The sequence below is a fragment of the Rahnella sp. BIGb0603 genome (assembly GCF_024808755.1).
GTDB lineage: Bacteria > Pseudomonadota > Gammaproteobacteria > Enterobacterales > Enterobacteriaceae > Rahnella > Rahnella contaminans.
Genome location: NZ_JANUEX010000004.1, coordinates 81,896 through 97,299, shown reverse-complemented (window position 1 = coordinate 97,299; position 15,404 = coordinate 81,896). Strand labels below are relative to the sequence as shown.

The window sequence follows — 15,404 nt, the reverse complement described above, 5'->3', positions numbered from 1 at the left end:
TTAAAGGTGCCTTTCCGGCACCTTTGTTACATCTGGAGGAAGGACGTTGGGTACCGAGCTCGATAACAGTTTGCTGGAAGATATTCTTGCGCAGGTCAGGCCGCTGATTGGCCGTGGTAAAGTCGCCGACTATATTCCCGCGCTGGCAGAAGTCAGCCCTGATCATCTGGGGATTGCCGTGTGTACCACGAAAGGGGAGATCTTTCGTGCCGGTGATGCCAATACCCGGTTCTCAATCCAGTCGATTTCTAAAGTGCTCAGCCTGACGCTGGCGCTGACCCGCTATCAGGAAAGCGAAATCTGGCAACGCGTGGGCAAAGAGCCTTCCGGCCAGCCGTTTAACTCGCTGGTTCAGCTTGAGCTGGAACAGGGGAAACCGCGCAATCCGTTTATCAACCCCGGTGCTCTGGTGGTTTGCGATATGCTGCAAACCCGTCTGACTGCGCCCAAGCAAAGAATGCTGGAAGTGGTGCGTCAACTGGCCGGTTCGGCCGATCTCAACTACGATCGGCACGTTGCGCGTTCTGAATTCGATCATTCCGATCGCAACGCCGCCATCGCTTACCTGATGAAATCTTTCGGTAATTTCGATAACGACGTCATCACCGTGTTGCACACCTATTTCCATTATTGCGCATTGCGCATGAGTTGTGAGGAACTGGCGCGGACGTTCGTTTATCTTGCGAACAAGGGCCATCCGCTGGGTAATGAGCAGCCGCTGATTGATGCCCGTCAGGCGCGACAGATTAACGCAATGATGGTGACCAGCGGCATGTACGACGGCGCCGGTGAATTCGCTTACCGCGTCGGCATGCCGGGCAAGTCCGGTGTCGGTGGCGGCATTATTGCTATCGTGCCGGGAGAGATGTGTATCGCTGTCTGGTCGCCGGAACTTGATGCGGCGGGGAACTCTTTGGCAGGTATTGCTGCCTTAGAATTACTGGCGCAACGAATTGGCCGTTCAATTTTTTGAGTTTGCTGTCTTAAGGGAGAGTACATGTTAGTAAAAAGTGGAGTGGTAAAAACCGGACTGGCTGCATTGCTGGCGCTGAGTGCATGGAGCGTGCAGGCTGATTATCAGTGTGCCGTTCAGCCTAAAGACGACGTGATCATCAAGCCGCAAACCGTGCAGGTTGTCGGCAAAAGCGGTGACTTGCTGATGACCCCTAACGGCAATGTGACTCTTAACGGAAAAGACATGACCCTGAGCGCAAAACAGCGTCAGGAAGCCATCGATTATCAGGCTGGCCTGCGCCGTGACCTGCCATGGATTGATCAGGGCGCGACGGCGCATCTCGAAAAAGGCCGTGTGGCCGTTGACCGTGTGATTGTCGATAAACTCGGCAGCGACAGCAACGTGCGTAATCGTCTGGTCAAGCTGGATAAACAGCTGAAAGAGCAGATGAATCTGATTATCGAGCATCGCACTGACGGGCTGACCTTCCACTACAAAGCGGTGGATCAGGTTAAGCAGAATGGCCAGAAGCTGATGGAACAAACTATGGGCGGTGTGATGCAGGACAGCATCAACGAGATGGGCCTGAAACAAGCCACGAGCGGCGGCAATCCCCTGCAGGCAATGATGGGCAATCTCGGCGGTCTGCAACAGGCCGTACAGGAAGAGTGGAACAAACAGGAAAAAGAGTTTAAAGCCTTCGGCGATGATGTTTGTAAACGCGTCACCGCGCTGGATACCCAGCACAAAGCGTTACTGGCAGATTTGAAACAGTAATTTGCTAAATGCCAGACACAAAAAAACCGCGATTACGCGGTTTTTTTGTTGGAACATGTAGTTGGAGCTACATCTTCCAGAGTTTCTACTTCCGTAAGTAGCACGAAAGTCAGCACCCCAACGCAGCTGATAATATACCCAATTCAAATTTGCGACAATCCCAACACGCATCATTTTCCCGTACGCCGAAAATCTTATCCGGGAGGTCATATAAACGTGACGAAGTAATTTAGAGGGTGATAATATCCTGTCGGGACTAATTCCCCCGTTTGGAGACGGGGCACCGGGCTCAGGGATTGGAACTGACACACCGCGAAAGTTGGCACCTCAACAGATGCTGGCCATTTGCCACGTTATCCCGGTGTGATTTGGTGAAACGCGGTTTCTTCGGGAAACTGCAAATATGAAAAAGTGCATTTATGCGCTTCTCATCGTGCTTGGTTCTATGGCGACTACTGAAAGCGACGGATGGAACATTCATGTTTCACACATCAATTTCAGCGTTAACATAGGCCAGTACTGAGCACTTAACCAACCGCCCCTCGGGGCGGTTTCTTATTTTCTAATCCTTACTCACCCAAAAACAGCTCCAGCAGCGAATTCAGGAACAGTTTACCTTTGCGGGTGATCTGCCAGTGAGTGCCGGTTTCCACCAGATATTCTTTGGCGATGGCTTCGTCAAGCTGTGCGCGGATCACCGATTCATCCAGCCCGGTATACAACCCAAACTCTTCGCGTGGTGCGGCTTCGAGCAGACGGAAACGGTTCATGAAGAATTCAAACGGCAAATCTTCTGTTTCCACAGGATGCTGTTTGTCCATGTAACGTCCCTGCATATAACCACGCGGATGCTTGGTTTTGACCGTGCGCAGAATTTGCCCGTCGGGCTGTGTCAGCTTGCCGTGCGCGCCGCAACCGATGCCGAGATAATCCCCGAAGCGCCAGTAATTGAGATTATGCTGGCACTGATAGCCGGGTTTAGCATAGGCAGACGTTTCATATTGCTGATAACCGGCGGCCGTCAGCAGCCGGTCGCCTTGCTCAAAGATATCCCACAGCGCGTCGTCATCCGGCAACGTTGGCGGACGTGAGGCGTACATCGTATTAGGCTCGATGGTCAGCTGATACCACGATAAATGCGGCGGATTCAGTGCGATGGCCTGACGCAAATCGTCCAGCGCTTCTTCGAGTGTCTGATCCGGTAAACCGTGCATCAGATCCAGATTAAAACTGCGCAAATTCAGGCCGGTCGCCAGATGGGCGGCGCGTTTTGCTTCTTCCGGCCCGTGAATACGCCCCAGACGCTCCAGTTTTTGCGCATCGAAACTTTGCACACCAATTGAAATGCGGTTCACACCGGCGCGCTGATAGCCGCTGAAGCGGTCTGCTTCGACGGTACCCGGATTGGCTTCCATGGTGATTTCCGCACTGGCATCGAGAGGCAAACGCGCACGTACGCCGTCGAGCAGGTTTTGCATCGCTTCGCTGCTCAGCAGGCTTGGGGTTCCGCCGCCGATAAAAATTGTCCCTACGCTTCGGCCTGCGGCCAGATGCAAATCTGCATCCAAATCGGCCAGCAGATGCGCGACATAGTCGTCGTGCGGCACTTCACCCTTTAACGCATGCGAGTTGAAATCGCAGTAAGGGCATTTTTGCACGCACCACGGAATATGAATGTAGAGACTCAGCGGCGGCAACTTACGCATTCTTCTGTACAGCCTCTTTCATCGCTGCCAGCAGCAGTTTCAGCGCCTGACCACGGTGCGATACCGCACTTTTTTCTTCACGCGTCAGCTCTGCGGCTGTTTTGCCCAGTTCCGGAACGAAGAAAATGGGGTCGTAACCAAAACCGCCTTCACCGGCTTCTGCAAAGGCAATTTCACCCGGCCAGCTGCCGTGGCACACCAGCGGCGTCGGGTCTTCTGCGTGGCGCATGTAAACCAGAACGCAATGAAATTGTGCATTGCGCTGGCCCTGCGGCACGTCTTTCAACGCAACGAGCAGTTTGTCGAGATTTTGCTGATCGCTGGCATCAACACCTGCGTAACGTGCGGAATAAATCCCCGGCGCGCCACCCAGAAAATCGACGGCCAGGCCGGAGTCATCGGCCACAGCCGGTAAACCGGTTTCTGCCGCCGCGTGACGGGCTTTGAGAATGGCGTTCTCAATGAACGTCAGGCCGGTTTCTTCAGCGGATTCAACGCCGAGTTCGGTTTGTGCGACAACGTCCAGCCCGAAATCGGCCAGAAGGTGTGCGAGTTCACGGACTTTACCGGCGTTGCCGGTAGCCAATACGACTTTTTGCATAAAATAACGTCCTGAAGACCATCTGAAATGAGTTTATTCAGCGAGCAGTACCGCGACCTCGGTCGGGATATTTTGCGGATTCGTAATGCGGACTTGTTTATGGCGGCCCAGCTCGCCCTTTTCAATGCTTATCTGACTTTTGGCGACTTTAAACTGTTTGGCGAGAAATTTCACCAGATGCGTGTTGGCCTGACCGTCCACTGGTGGCGCGGTGATGGCGACTTTGAATTCATCGCCATGCAAACCGACCAGGCTGTCGCGGCTGGCTTTGGGCTGAATAATCAACCGCAAAACCAGCGCATCGGACTGCCAGCTCACCGGATTTACGGCAACTGCCATAATGTTCCGATGTAATTTAAGTTCGCGAAGAAATTATCGAGAATATAAAGAATAATCACGATAATCATGCCTGAAAAATCGATGCCACCCAGCGCGGGTAAGATGCGGCGAATTGGCCCCATCAGCGGTTCAGTTAACTGCATCAGCAGATAATCCATCGGGCCACGACCCTGCGTCACCCAGCTCAGCAGGGAGCGGATAATCACAACCCAGAAAATCAGCGAGCCTGCGGTTTTGATTAACGAAACCAGACCCGCCAGCAAATTCACCAGGCTCAGTGAAATCCCGCCGCTGATAATCAGCTCCATCAGCGGGTATTTGAGCGTCAGCAGCAGGAACGCAATCAGCAATGACGCGCTGTCAATCGGCCCCAGCGGCGGGATCACCCGGCGAAGCGGACGGATAACCGGCTGTGTGACTTTTACGACAAACTGGGATAACGGATTATAAAAATCTGTACGCGCCCACTGCATCCAGATGCGGAGCAGTAAAATCATTGCGTAAGTATTAATTACCATGACTAACAAATTGGTCAGCATAAATTGCCTTATCTAAGTATGTTAAAACTGTTTTTCCATTTCCTGTGCGCGGGTAATGGCGGCCTGCATGGCTTCGGAGACAATCTCCGGTAATTTACGATCGGTGAAAACTTTCAGTGCTTCAAACGTCGTGCCACCTTTGGACGTCACATTCTCACGAAGTTGTGACAATGGCGTGTCCGGGCTGGCGGCGACCAGCGCAGTCGCCCCGCTTGCAGCCTGTTCCACCAGCATCCGTGCCGCTTCTGCACTAAAGCCCAGACGCTGTGCTTCAGCCTGCATCGCTTCCATAAACAGGAAGAAATACGCCGGCGCACTGCCCGCAGCAGCAATAATATGGTTGATGCCTTCTTCGGTATCGACCCAGCACACTTTGCCGACGGCGGTCATCAGCTCGCCGCTGTAATCGCGGTCAGCTTGTGAAACCTGTTCTGGCGCGAACAAACCGCTCATGCCTTTTCCGACCAGAGACGGCGTGTTAGGCATAATACGCACAATGTTCAGATTATCGCCCAGCAGCTCGCAGAAACGCGCCACGCTGACGCCTGCGGCAATCGACAGTACCAGCTTGCCGCTAAAATCCACGTCTTTTTGCAGTGCTTTACATACATCGGCCATCATTTGTGGTTTTACAGAAAGTACCACCACATCAGCGTCTTTTGCGCAGCCATTGTTATCGCTGCTGCTTTTAACGCCATATTTTTCAGCCAGCGCGTCGCGGTGCGTGGTGGAAGGGGCACAAACGCTGACCAGATTTGCCGGATAGCCGCTTTCGACCAGACCCGCAATAATCGCGCCTGCCATGTTACCGGCGCCGATAAAACAGAGTTTACGATGTTGCATTGGTGCTCCTTGCTGTCAGAACAGGGGATAAGTAAGTCATTTAATGATGATTTAAAACAGTTTACTGCATCGCAGCGGTTACTGTTTGGCGCTGTAATCGCGGGCACCAAAAATCGCCGTCCCGATACGCACCATGGTGCTGCCTGCCGCAATGGCTGCCGGCATATCGTCGGTCATGCCCATTGAAAGCGTATCCGCTTGCGGGCAAATGACCTGCAATGCCTTCAGTGCGTCGCGCATCTGGCTGAAAACGTCCAGCTGGCGTGCGTAATCGGTTTCTGCCGCCGGAATTGCCATCAGACCGCGCAGATTCAGATTAGGCATCGCCATGATTTGCGCCGCCAGCTCCGCAACGTCTTCCAGCGCAATACCGGATTTACTGGCTTCATCGCTGATATTCACCTGAATCAAAACCTGTAATGGCGCAAGATCAGCCGGACGTTGTTCATTGAGGCGCTGGGCGATTTTCAGACGGTCAATCGTATGGCACCAGTCGAAATTCTCGGCCACCAGGCGGCTTTTGTTTGATTGCAATGGTCCGATGAAATGCCAGGTGAGCGCTGGCTGATGCCCGGCAAAGTGGGCAATTTTATCCACGCCTTCCTGCACGTAGTTTTCACCGAAGGCAAACTGCCCGGCGGCGATAGCTTCTTCGACAGCGCTCGCAGGTTTCGTTTTGCTGACTGCAAGCAAAGTAACTTCTTCTGGAGACCTGCCGCAAAGCTGTGCAGCGGCTGCGATTTTCTCGCGGACATTCTGTAAGTTCTGCTCAATAGCGTTTTGCTGACTCAGGCTCATAAGGACTCGGGAGGATTTCAACATGGATATTGATGGATTAGTGGGGCGTAGTGTAAAGCAAAATGCCTCTGATCTGCACCTTTGTACCGGCTATCCGCCAATGTTACGCATTGATGGCGAATTATGCCGCTGCGAGGATCTGCCGGTTGTTAAGGCGTCGGCGATGCAGGCACTCAGCCAGCAGTGGCTGGATACCGCGCAGCTTGACTGTCTGCATCAGGCCGGACAGGTGGATAAAGCGCTGACGCTCGGGGCGGGCGTGCGGATGCGGCTCAACATTTTTCAGCAATGGCACGGGCTTTCCGCGGCGCTGCGACCCATTCCGGCGCATTGTCCGGATTTGGCCACGCTTCACGCGCCTGACGTTTTGCAGCGGCTGATTATGCAGGAGGATGGCTTGATTCTGGTTACCGGCGCGACCGGTAGCGGGAAATCCACCACGCTGGCAGCGCTGATTAACCATCTCAACCGGCATACGGCGCGGCACATCATTACGCTTGAGGATCCCATTGAGCTGATTCATACCAGCCAGCGCTGCCTGATCCAGCAGCGTGAGCTGGGGCAGCATACGCGCTCTTTTTCTGAGGCCGTGCGCGGTGCCCTGCGTGAGGATCCGGATGTGTTGCTGCTGGGGGAACTGCGTGACACCGAAAGTATCCGGCTGGCGCTGACCGCGGCAGAAACCGGGCATCTGGTACTGGCAACCTTGCATACGCGTAATGCCACGCAGGCGATTGACCGGCTGGTCGATGTTTTTCCCGCAGAAGAAAAGGCGTTTGTCCGGGCACAGCTGGCAGGCAGTTTGCGGGCGGTGATTGCCCAAAAGCTGGCGGTAACGAAAGCGACGGAGGAACAGCAGGGCGGAAGGGTGGCATTGTTTGAAGTGCTGACATCAACGCCGGGTGTGTGCAATCTGATCCGCGAGGGGAAAACGCATCAGCTGGCCGATGTACTGCAAACCGGCGCACAGGCCGGAATGCAGACATTTGCGCAGAGCCGCCAGCAGCGGCAAAGCGCCGGGTTACTGGCTGCGGATCAGGACTGACTCCATTGTTTCTCGAACCAGCTTTCCAGAATGATGACCGCCGAAGCCGCGTCCACGCTGCCTTTGTCCAGCGCGCGAAAGCCGCCACGGTCAAACAAATCCGCGCGTGCTTCAACGGTGCTCAGACGTTCGTCATGCAGCTCCACCTGAACGCCAAAACGGCCATGCAGACGGTTGGCAAACTTGCGTGCACGTGCCGTCAGCGGCTGTTCTGTACCGTCCATGTTCAGCGGCAGACCAACCACGACCAGATCAGGAAGCCATTCTTTCAGCAGCTTTTCGATCTTCAGCCAGTCCGGCGTGCCGTCCTGCGCTTTAAACGACGTCAGCGGGCGCGCCGTGCCAGTGACTTCCTGGCCGATCGCAAGGCCGATGCTTTTGGTGCCGAAATCGAAGGCGAAGACTGTGCGGTTACCCATTATGCGTGCCCTGCGTGGGTGGCAAGCTGGCTGACATCCACGCCGATCATTTTCGCGGCTTCACGCCAGCGGTCTGCAATCGGTGTGTGGAAGAGAATGTCGCTGCTCGCTTCAATGGTCAGCCATGAATTTTCCAGCAATTCCTGCTCCAGCTGCCCCTGTTCCCAGGCCGCATACCCGAGCGCCACCAGCACATTTTTCGGCTGGTCAGGCGTGCCCAATGTTTCAAGAACGTCTTTGGACGTAGTGATCATGGTGCAGTCTGAAATCCGGATACTGGACCCAAAACCTTCACGCGGCGTATGCAAAATAAAACCACGATCGTCTGCCAGAGGGCCGCCGGAAAAGACCGGGCGGTCGAGGCGGATTGCCGGATCGCGTGGCTCAGGGCTGATATCGAGTTTATCGAGCACATTTTCGACGGTGAAATCTTCGACCAGTTTATTAATCACCAGACCCATTGCGCCGTCTTCATTATGTTCGCAGATATACACGACCGAACGTTTGAACTGGGGTTCGTCCAGTCCGGGCATCGCAATAAGAAAGTGATGTTGTAGATTCATGGTATGTAGGATGTTTAACCTCAAAATAGAAACAAAATCAGACAAGCCAGTTTATTACGGCAGCGTCATCAAAAAAAGCGGGCTATCCGGCAGTGCGGATAACCCGTTAATGACGATATTGCGTGATTAGCGTGCAGCCAGACGCTTTTCGATAGCGTCCATCAGCATACCGGTGATGGAAATCGGGAATGCGGCTTCGATTTCACGCGCACAGGTCGGGCTGGTAACGTTAATTTCGGTCAGGCGATCGCCGATGATATCCAGACCGACAAAAATCAGGCCTTTTTGCTTGAGGATTGGTGCAACGGTGCGGGCAATTGCCCAGTCGCTTTCGCTCAGCGGACGTGCTTCACCGCGGCCACCGGCAGCCAGATTGCCTCGGGTCTCGCCTTGTGCAGGAATACGCGCCAGGCAGTAAGGCACTGGTTCGCCGTCGACAACCAGAACGCGTTTGTCACCGTCTTTAATGGCAGGCAGATAGTTTTGCGCCATGCAGAAACGGCTGCCGTGCTCGGTCAGTGTTTCGATGACAACGGAAACGTTCGCGTCTTCCGGTTTCAGGCGGAAGATTGATGCGCCGCCCATACCGTCGAGCGGTTTGAGGATCACATCGGTATGTTCTTTATGGAACGCTTTCAGCTGCGCCGCGTTGCGTGTTACCAGCGTGTCCGGCGTCAGTTCCGGGAACCAGGCGGTGAAAAGCTTTTCGTTACAGTCGCGCAGGCTCTGCGGTTTGTTGACGATCAGCGTGCCTTTTTCTTCGGCGCGTTCAAGGATGTAAGTGGCATAAATAAATTCGGTATCAAACGGCGGATCTTTACGCATCAGGATCACATCGAGCTCCTGCAGGGCGATATCCTGTTCGGTGCCGAATTCATACCAGCCGTTGTAATCCTGCTTTACGCTAAGCTTTTTGGTGGTCGCACGGCCTTCGCCGCCGCGCAGATACAGGGAATTCATTTCCATGTAATGCAGCTCGTAGCCACGACTCTGCGCTTCGAGCAACATTGCGAAACTGGTGTCTTTTTTGATGTTGATGGAAGAAATCGGGTCCATCACGATGCCAAGCTTGATCATTTGGTCTCCTCTTAACCCAGATCGCCGAAACGAACCTGTAAGGCCGTTATCGCGGTGAGTGCTGTAGTTTCTGTACGCAGAACACGGGGTCCCAGCAGGATATCAGTAAATCCGTAACCGGAGGTCATTGCAATTTCGTCGGCGGATAAACCGCCTTCCGGGCCGATCAGCAGGCGAACATGATTCACCGGCAGCGGCAGGGTATTGATGCTGTGACTGGCGCGCGGATGCAGGTTCAGCTTCAGGCTGTCGTCCTGCTCGGCGCACCAGGCTTCAAGCTGCATGACCGGACGAATTTCCGGAATGCGGTTTCGGCCACACTGTTCACAGGCGGCAATGGCAATTTTCTGCCACTGCTGCAATTTCTTATCCAGACGCTCACCGTCCAGTTTCACGCCACAGCGTTCGGAAAACAGCGGCGTAATGGTATTCACGCCCAGCTCAATGGATTTCTGGATGGTGAATTCCATCTTCTCGCCGCGCGAAATCACCTGGCCGAGATGCAGATTCAGCGGGGATTCATTGTCTGACAGCACGCCTTCTTCCAGGCTGACGCGCACGTTCTTCTTATCCACCTGCGTAATGCTGGCGTCGAAGATCTGATTACTGCCGTCAAATAACTGAATGGCCTGACCAGGCTGCATGCGCAGAACGCGCCCGACGTGATTCGCGGCATCTTCACTGAGCGCAATTTCGCTGTGCGCGTTTAACGGTTCAGGGTGATAAATGCGAGGTATGCGCATGTGAGGCTGCTGTCCTTAAAGTCTTGAGAGGGGTTATTTTGGCGACATTAGTCCGCATTGTCGCGAACTAATGTGCTCTGATGATGAGTTTAATACTAAGTTAGCTTTTTCTTTGCGCGCAAGCCTGCTGAACGTACGGATTGTGATTTCCCTGCACATTCGCAATGCGGTTATCGCGTTCGCATTCCCAGGCGGTGACCGGATACTGGCGATCCCAGGCAGTAAACAGCTGAGTTTGCTGACGGGACAGGTTCAGTTTGTACTGGTCGCGCATGTAGAAATAGGTGCGTGCGATAGCACCACGGGCGCGGGCAGGTGGCTCGGCGGCCTTGGCCTTGAAGTCGACTTTCATTTCGCAGCGTCCATACTGGCCTTCCCCGCCGTTCCACTGGCTGTACATGAAGTTGTTGCGATCGCCGTTCACTTCGCCAATTGCGGGCTGAAGGTTGTGCAAATCCGTTTCTATCTGGCGATAATCCGCGTTTTTCGCACAATTTTTGCGACCGCCATCCTGCCAGCACTGCATCTGATGGCCGAACTGCCAGGCAGGAACCACATGCTCCCACTCAATCCGGCTGGCGCGCTGTTCACTTTTACGTACCTGATAGCCACAGGACTGCAGATTCGGCGTGCCTTTTTTCCCCTGCCAGCTGATGGTACAACCGCAATAAAATGTAGGCGCACCCTGGTTAATTTTCACTGCCGCCGCTTTGGCCTGAGTGAAATTATTAATGGCGTTGCCAGACTGGCTGAAAGCGCTCAGCGGTGCCAGAGCACCGATAAACAGAAAGGATAAAAGTGTTTTACGAAACATGTTTCCGAATAGCCCGAGTGTAAAAGGTCGCAAGGGTAACGGATGCGAAGCGGTGTGACAATCAGACAATATGGCTATTTAGTGATTGAAAAATCAGCAGTTAGCGGTGCCTTTAGCGTTAAAACGTAACAACTCACCGCAATGCCGGCAGCGATATTCTGACTCTTTACGCATCACTTTATTGTGGCGTCGGACAGTCAGCTGGTGATCACGGCAGGCGCATAAATATGGGTAGGTTTTGCTTTGCACCGAGGCGACTTCGAACTTGTGCGTCCGGCTGGCGGAAACACCCAGCACATGTTCCATCATCCAGCGCCACTCTTTGCCATGCGGCGCCGGTGCGCGTCCAAACCGCCGGTAAACCAGCAAATGCGCCAGCTCGTGCGGAACCACTTCATCAATAAAAGGCTGCTGGTTTTCCATCAGCAAGACAGGGTTAAGACGGATTTGCCAGTGCTGGAGGTACGCGCTGCCCGCGCTGGTACCGCGTTGCTGATATGTGATTTCCGGCTCCGCGTAATCGGTGCCAAAAAACTGATTTGCCATCTGGAGTTTTTCCCGCAGGCAGCGCATGACGGCTTGTTGCAGGGCGATGGGAAGGCGTGAGGTTTTCATCAGGCGAAGGATAAATCGGTGGGAAGCGAGATGCAATATTGAATTCCTCCCCTTTGCAGGGGAGGAATGGCGGGCTTACTTACCGATGTCGCGCAGCGCTTCACCTTTCATCAGGTTGCGTTCGATGTGTTCCAGAGAGACGTTTTTGGTCTCAGGGATTAACGCAATGGTGATGAAGATGAACACAACGTTCAGCGCCGCGTAAACCCAGAAGGTGTTGGCGTTGCCGAGGCTGTCGAGCATGGTCAGGAAGGTCGCGCCCACGATCATGTTGGCAATCCAGTTGGTCGCGGTTGAAACGGTGATACCGAAATCACGGCCTTTCAGCGGCTGAATTTCAGAACACAGAACCCAAATCAGCGGACCGGCACTCATCGCAAAACCTACGATGAACATCAGCAGCATCGCGATAGAGAAGTATTTCGCGGCATCTGATACAACGCCAATGTGCAGCATAGTCCCGAGCACGCCCATACCGACGGCCATAACCAGGAAGCCCAGTTTCAGGGTAGGTTTACGGCCCCAGCGGTCAACCAGACCGATGGCGATAAAGGTCGCCAGAACGTTAACCAGACCGACAATGACCGTTCCCCACATTTGTTGAGACGTGCTGGCAAAACCGGCAATGCCGAAGATTTTCGGTGCGTAATACATGATGACGTTCATGCCGGTGAACTGTTGCATGACCTGCAACAGGATGCCGAGGTAAACTGCACGACGGAAGTTTTTGTTGTTAGTGAACAGACCCCAGCCGCTTTGTTTTACTTTCAGGCTTTCACGGATTTCATCCAGCTCACGTTTCGCCTGTTCGCTGGAATCACGCAGTTTTTCCAGAACACGGCGGGCTTTGCCATCGTCACCGCGTGCGGCCAGCCAGCGCGGACTGTCCGGCAGGAAAAATACGCCAATCAGCAGCAACACGGCAGGGATGGTGATAACGCCCAGCATCCAGCGCCATGCGCCGGTGTAGCTGAATGCGGTATCAGACAGGTACGCCGCCAGAATACCGATGGTGATCATCAGCTGGTACATGGAAATCATGCTGCCGCGGATTTTTTCCGGTGCAATTTCTGACAGGTAGATTGGCGCAGTGTAAGACGCGACGCCGACCGCCAGACCCAGCAGGACGCGGGCAATAATCAGAATTTCTGTGTTTGGCGCGAAGGCTGAACACAGGGAACCGGCAACGAACAGGATCGCGCCAATCATCAGGCTGTACTTACGACCAATGCGGAAGTTCATCCAGCCACTGCCGACAGCACCGACGGCGGCACCAAACATCATGGAGCTGACCACCCATTCCTGCTGGTGGCTGGTGATTTGAAAATCATGGCTGATAAACGGAAGGGCACCAGCGATGACGCCGATATCTAAACCGAACAACAGTCCGGCCAGCGCAGCGAGAAAACACACAAAGAAAGTGACGCTTTTGTTCGAGCGTTTTCCTTTGGTCGAAGTTGAGTTGTTCATCCGGTCTCCAAAATAATGCAATCGTTTTGAGTTTGTAATAATGCTTAGGTTGTTATGTTATTTACCCTGTACACAGCTTAACGTGAACCCGGTCACAGTGTTGTAATCGTTTACACTTATAGGTGTCATCGGGAATGTTGTTCGGTAAGGGTTTCAATGAGATATGCAGCAGGGAAGGGGCTTTCATGCAGAGTAATAGCCCATAAATTGATTTATATCAATCAAAATTATGTGACACATTTTTAATCATCTAAATAATCTATTAATTTATAACAAGTTATTATATGTAACCGTTTTCACATGTCTTTAAAAATCAGATTTCATCCCTATTCATTCCGCGCTAATCCCCTAAAAACAGGCAATAAAAAACCCCGCCGCAAGGACAGGGTTTCAGTGCAGAACAGTCTGAAAAACTTATTTCAGGCCGGCAGCTTCGCGCAGCTGAGCCGCTTTGTCGGTTTTTTCCCATGGGAAATGTTCGCGACCAAAGTGACCGTATGCAGCGGTTTCTTTGTAGATCGGGTGCAGCAGATCCATCATCTGAATCAGGCCGTATGGACGCAGGTCGAAGAACTCGCGCACAAGCAGGGTCAGCTGTTCGTTAGAAACTTTACCCGTACCGAAGGTTTCCACCATGATGGAAGTCGGTTCAGCCACGCCAATGGCGTAAGACACCTGGATTTCACAACGATCAGCCAGACCGGCTGCCACGATGTTTTTCGCCACATAACGTGCAGCGTAAGCAGCAGAGCGGTCAACTTTCGACGGATCTTTACCTGAGAATGCACCGCCGCCGTGACGGGCCATGCCGCCGTAGGTATCAACGATGATTTTACGTCCGGTCAGACCGCAGTCGCCCATCGGGCCACCGATAACGAAACGGCCAGTCGGGTTGATGTGGTATTTGGTGCTGGCGTTCAGCCATTCTGCTGGCAGTACAGGTTTGATGATTTCTTCCATCACCGCTTCCTGCAAATCTTTCAGCGCAATGTCTTCAGCGTGCTGAGTGGACAGCACAACGGCATCGATACCAACGATTTTGCCTTCGTCATACTGGAAAGTGACCTGGCTTTTCGCATCAGGACGCAGCCATGGCAGGGTGCCTGATTTACGTACTTCAGCCTGACGCTGCACCAGACGGTGTGCGTAAGTGATCGGAGCTGGCATTAGAACGCTGGTTTCGTTGGTAGCATAACCAAACATCAGACCCTGGTCGCCCGCGCCTTGTTCCAGCGGGTCAGTGCGGTCAACGCCCTGATTGATGTCCGGAGATTGCTTACCAATAGCGCTCAGTACGGCACAAGAGTTGGCATCGAAACCCATGTCAGAATGGATATAGCCAATTTCGCGAACGGTCTGACGCGTGATTTCTTCAACGTCGACCCATGCGCTGGTGGTGATTTCACCGCCAACCAGGACCATGCCGGTTTTGACATAAGTTTCACATGCAACACGTGCTTTCGGGTCTTGCTCTAAAATTGCGTCCAGTACTGCGTCAGAAATCTGGTCTGCAATTTTATCTGGATGTCCTTCTGAAACAGATTCGGACGTGAAGAGGTGTTTAGCCATTATGTTCTTTACCTTACATACGACGGGTTAGATATCACTGCATAGCACCGGGGAGACGGGCAGATGAGGAGCACAGCTCGTCATTGTCACAATGCGTCCTGCATATCCCCATTAGGCAAAGCCTTAAAGCAGTTTGCGCATTAATCCCTAAAATTGCTACGGACGGATTAACATCTGGACGGCTATTTTAGGATAGCACCTGTGCTGAAAGCCAGTCATTTTTGTGGCGAACATGGCGTTATTGTGCGGGTTTGCAGTGATATTCACGCATAGAAACAATCCTGACGTCATTTTCATTTTGCAATTTCAGCAGGTTGCCGGTATAAACGGCGCGCGCTGTACACATTTATAGAGACTGTAGATCCCAGCGTATTCCAGTGATTACTGTTTTCTCAGCTCGAATGCCCGCGGGTGATGCGTGGCACGTGTGGAGGTGGTTAGGTTAATGACCCACTTTTTACCGGTTGTTACATTTCAACAGCATCCCCTGCAGCCTTTAATGCGCCTTGCAGCACTTCTTTCAGCGGACCT

At 53.2% G+C, this 15,404-nt stretch carries 17 protein-coding genes; 3 read left to right on the top strand and 14 right to left on the bottom strand.

The window, feature by feature from the left end:
* Nucleotides 1-46: 46 nt before the first annotated feature.
* Complete coding sequence (gene glsB / locus M2403_RS11815; protein WP_165059139.1) at nucleotides 47-973, top strand: glutaminase B; 927 nt, start codon at nucleotides 47-49, stop codon at nucleotides 971-973.
* 24 nt (nucleotides 974-997) lie between these two features.
* Nucleotides 998-1,732, top strand: coding sequence for a DUF2884 domain-containing protein (locus tag M2403_RS11810; protein ID WP_208951574.1), 735 nt, complete (start codon nucleotides 998-1,000; stop codon nucleotides 1,730-1,732).
* Nucleotides 1,733-2,301: 569 nt separating this feature from the next.
* Here the strand turns inward: M2403_RS11810 and hemW are convergent.
* The 6 genes from hemW to M2403_RS11780 all read right to left on the bottom strand — a co-directional run bounded on the left by hemW (nucleotide 2,302) and on the right by M2403_RS11780 (nucleotide 6,558).
* Nucleotides 2,302-3,438, bottom strand: coding sequence for a radical SAM family heme chaperone HemW (hemW, locus tag M2403_RS11805; protein WP_259229256.1), 1,137 nt, complete (start codon nucleotides 3,436-3,438; stop codon nucleotides 2,302-2,304).
* The gene (locus tag M2403_RS11800) at nucleotides 3,431-4,039 is read right to left on the bottom strand and encodes an XTP/dITP diphosphatase (protein WP_152327735.1); all 609 of its coding nucleotides are present in this window, start codon (nucleotides 4,037-4,039) and stop codon (nucleotides 3,431-3,433) included. The genes hemW and M2403_RS11800 overlap by 8 nt, the downstream gene beginning before the upstream one ends.
* Before the next feature lie 33 nt (nucleotides 4,040-4,072).
* Nucleotides 4,073-4,378: a DUF167 family protein YggU gene (yggU, locus tag M2403_RS11795; RefSeq protein ID WP_152327736.1), complete on the bottom strand. Its 306-nt coding sequence runs from the start codon at nucleotides 4,376-4,378 to the stop codon at nucleotides 4,073-4,075.
* On the bottom strand, nucleotides 4,363-4,917 hold the full coding sequence (locus M2403_RS11790) for a YggT family protein (RefSeq protein WP_104923215.1): 555 nt from the start codon (nucleotides 4,915-4,917) through the stop codon (nucleotides 4,363-4,365). The genes yggU and M2403_RS11790 overlap by 16 nt, the downstream gene beginning before the upstream one ends.
* A 21-nt stretch (nucleotides 4,918-4,938) precedes the next feature.
* Nucleotides 4,939-5,760, bottom strand: coding sequence for a pyrroline-5-carboxylate reductase (gene proC, locus M2403_RS11785; RefSeq protein ID WP_152327737.1), 822 nt, complete (start codon nucleotides 5,758-5,760; stop codon nucleotides 4,939-4,941).
* 78 nt (nucleotides 5,761-5,838) lie between these two features.
* A complete protein-coding gene (locus M2403_RS11780; RefSeq protein WP_208951577.1) occupies nucleotides 5,839-6,558 on the bottom strand; it encodes a YggS family pyridoxal phosphate-dependent enzyme in 720 nt (239 codons plus the stop codon).
* Nucleotides 6,559-6,580: 22 nt separating this feature from the next.
* On the opposite strand from M2403_RS11780, the gene M2403_RS11775 reads away from it, so the two are divergent.
* Complete coding sequence (locus tag M2403_RS11775) at nucleotides 6,581-7,603, top strand: type IV pilus twitching motility protein PilT (RefSeq protein ID WP_259229254.1); 1,023 nt, start codon at nucleotides 6,581-6,583, stop codon at nucleotides 7,601-7,603.
* Here the strand turns inward: M2403_RS11775 and ruvX are convergent.
* The 8 genes from ruvX to metK form a co-directional block, all read right to left on the bottom strand.
* Entirely contained in the window at nucleotides 7,594-8,022 is a 429-nt protein-coding gene (gene ruvX / locus M2403_RS11770; RefSeq protein WP_152327740.1) for a Holliday junction resolvase RuvX, read from the bottom strand. The two genes, M2403_RS11775 and ruvX, sit on opposite strands and share 10 nt — an antisense overlap.
* Nucleotides 8,022-8,585, bottom strand: coding sequence for a YqgE/AlgH family protein (locus M2403_RS11765; protein ID WP_152327741.1), 564 nt, complete (start codon nucleotides 8,583-8,585; stop codon nucleotides 8,022-8,024). Before M2403_RS11765 ends, ruvX begins: the two co-directional genes overlap by 1 nt.
* Before the next feature lie 126 nt (nucleotides 8,586-8,711).
* On the bottom strand, nucleotides 8,712-9,662 hold the full coding sequence (gshB, locus tag M2403_RS11760; protein ID WP_259229252.1) for a glutathione synthase: 951 nt from the start codon (nucleotides 9,660-9,662) through the stop codon (nucleotides 8,712-8,714).
* Nucleotides 9,663-9,673: 11 nt separating this feature from the next.
* On the bottom strand, nucleotides 9,674-10,405 hold the full coding sequence (rsmE, locus tag M2403_RS11755) for a 16S rRNA (uracil(1498)-N(3))-methyltransferase (RefSeq protein ID WP_165059149.1): 732 nt from the start codon (nucleotides 10,403-10,405) through the stop codon (nucleotides 9,674-9,676).
* 100 nt (nucleotides 10,406-10,505) lie between these two features.
* Nucleotides 10,506-11,219 carry a deoxyribonuclease I gene (gene endA / locus M2403_RS11750; protein WP_165059151.1) on the bottom strand — a complete coding sequence of 238 codons (714 nt, stop codon included), beginning with the start codon at nucleotides 11,217-11,219 and terminating at the stop codon, nucleotides 10,506-10,508.
* Between the two features lie 93 nt (nucleotides 11,220-11,312).
* Nucleotides 11,313-11,834, bottom strand: coding sequence for a SprT family zinc-dependent metalloprotease (locus M2403_RS11745; protein ID WP_152327745.1), 522 nt, complete (start codon nucleotides 11,832-11,834; stop codon nucleotides 11,313-11,315).
* 75 nt (nucleotides 11,835-11,909) lie between these two features.
* On the bottom strand, nucleotides 11,910-13,304 hold the full coding sequence (locus M2403_RS11740; RefSeq protein WP_152327746.1) for a sugar porter family MFS transporter: 1,395 nt from the start codon (nucleotides 13,302-13,304) through the stop codon (nucleotides 11,910-11,912).
* Nucleotides 13,305-13,718: 414 nt separating this feature from the next.
* Complete coding sequence (metK, locus tag M2403_RS11735) at nucleotides 13,719-14,873, bottom strand: methionine adenosyltransferase (protein WP_152327747.1); 1,155 nt, start codon at nucleotides 14,871-14,873, stop codon at nucleotides 13,719-13,721.
* Nucleotides 14,874-15,404 lie beyond the last annotated feature (531 nt).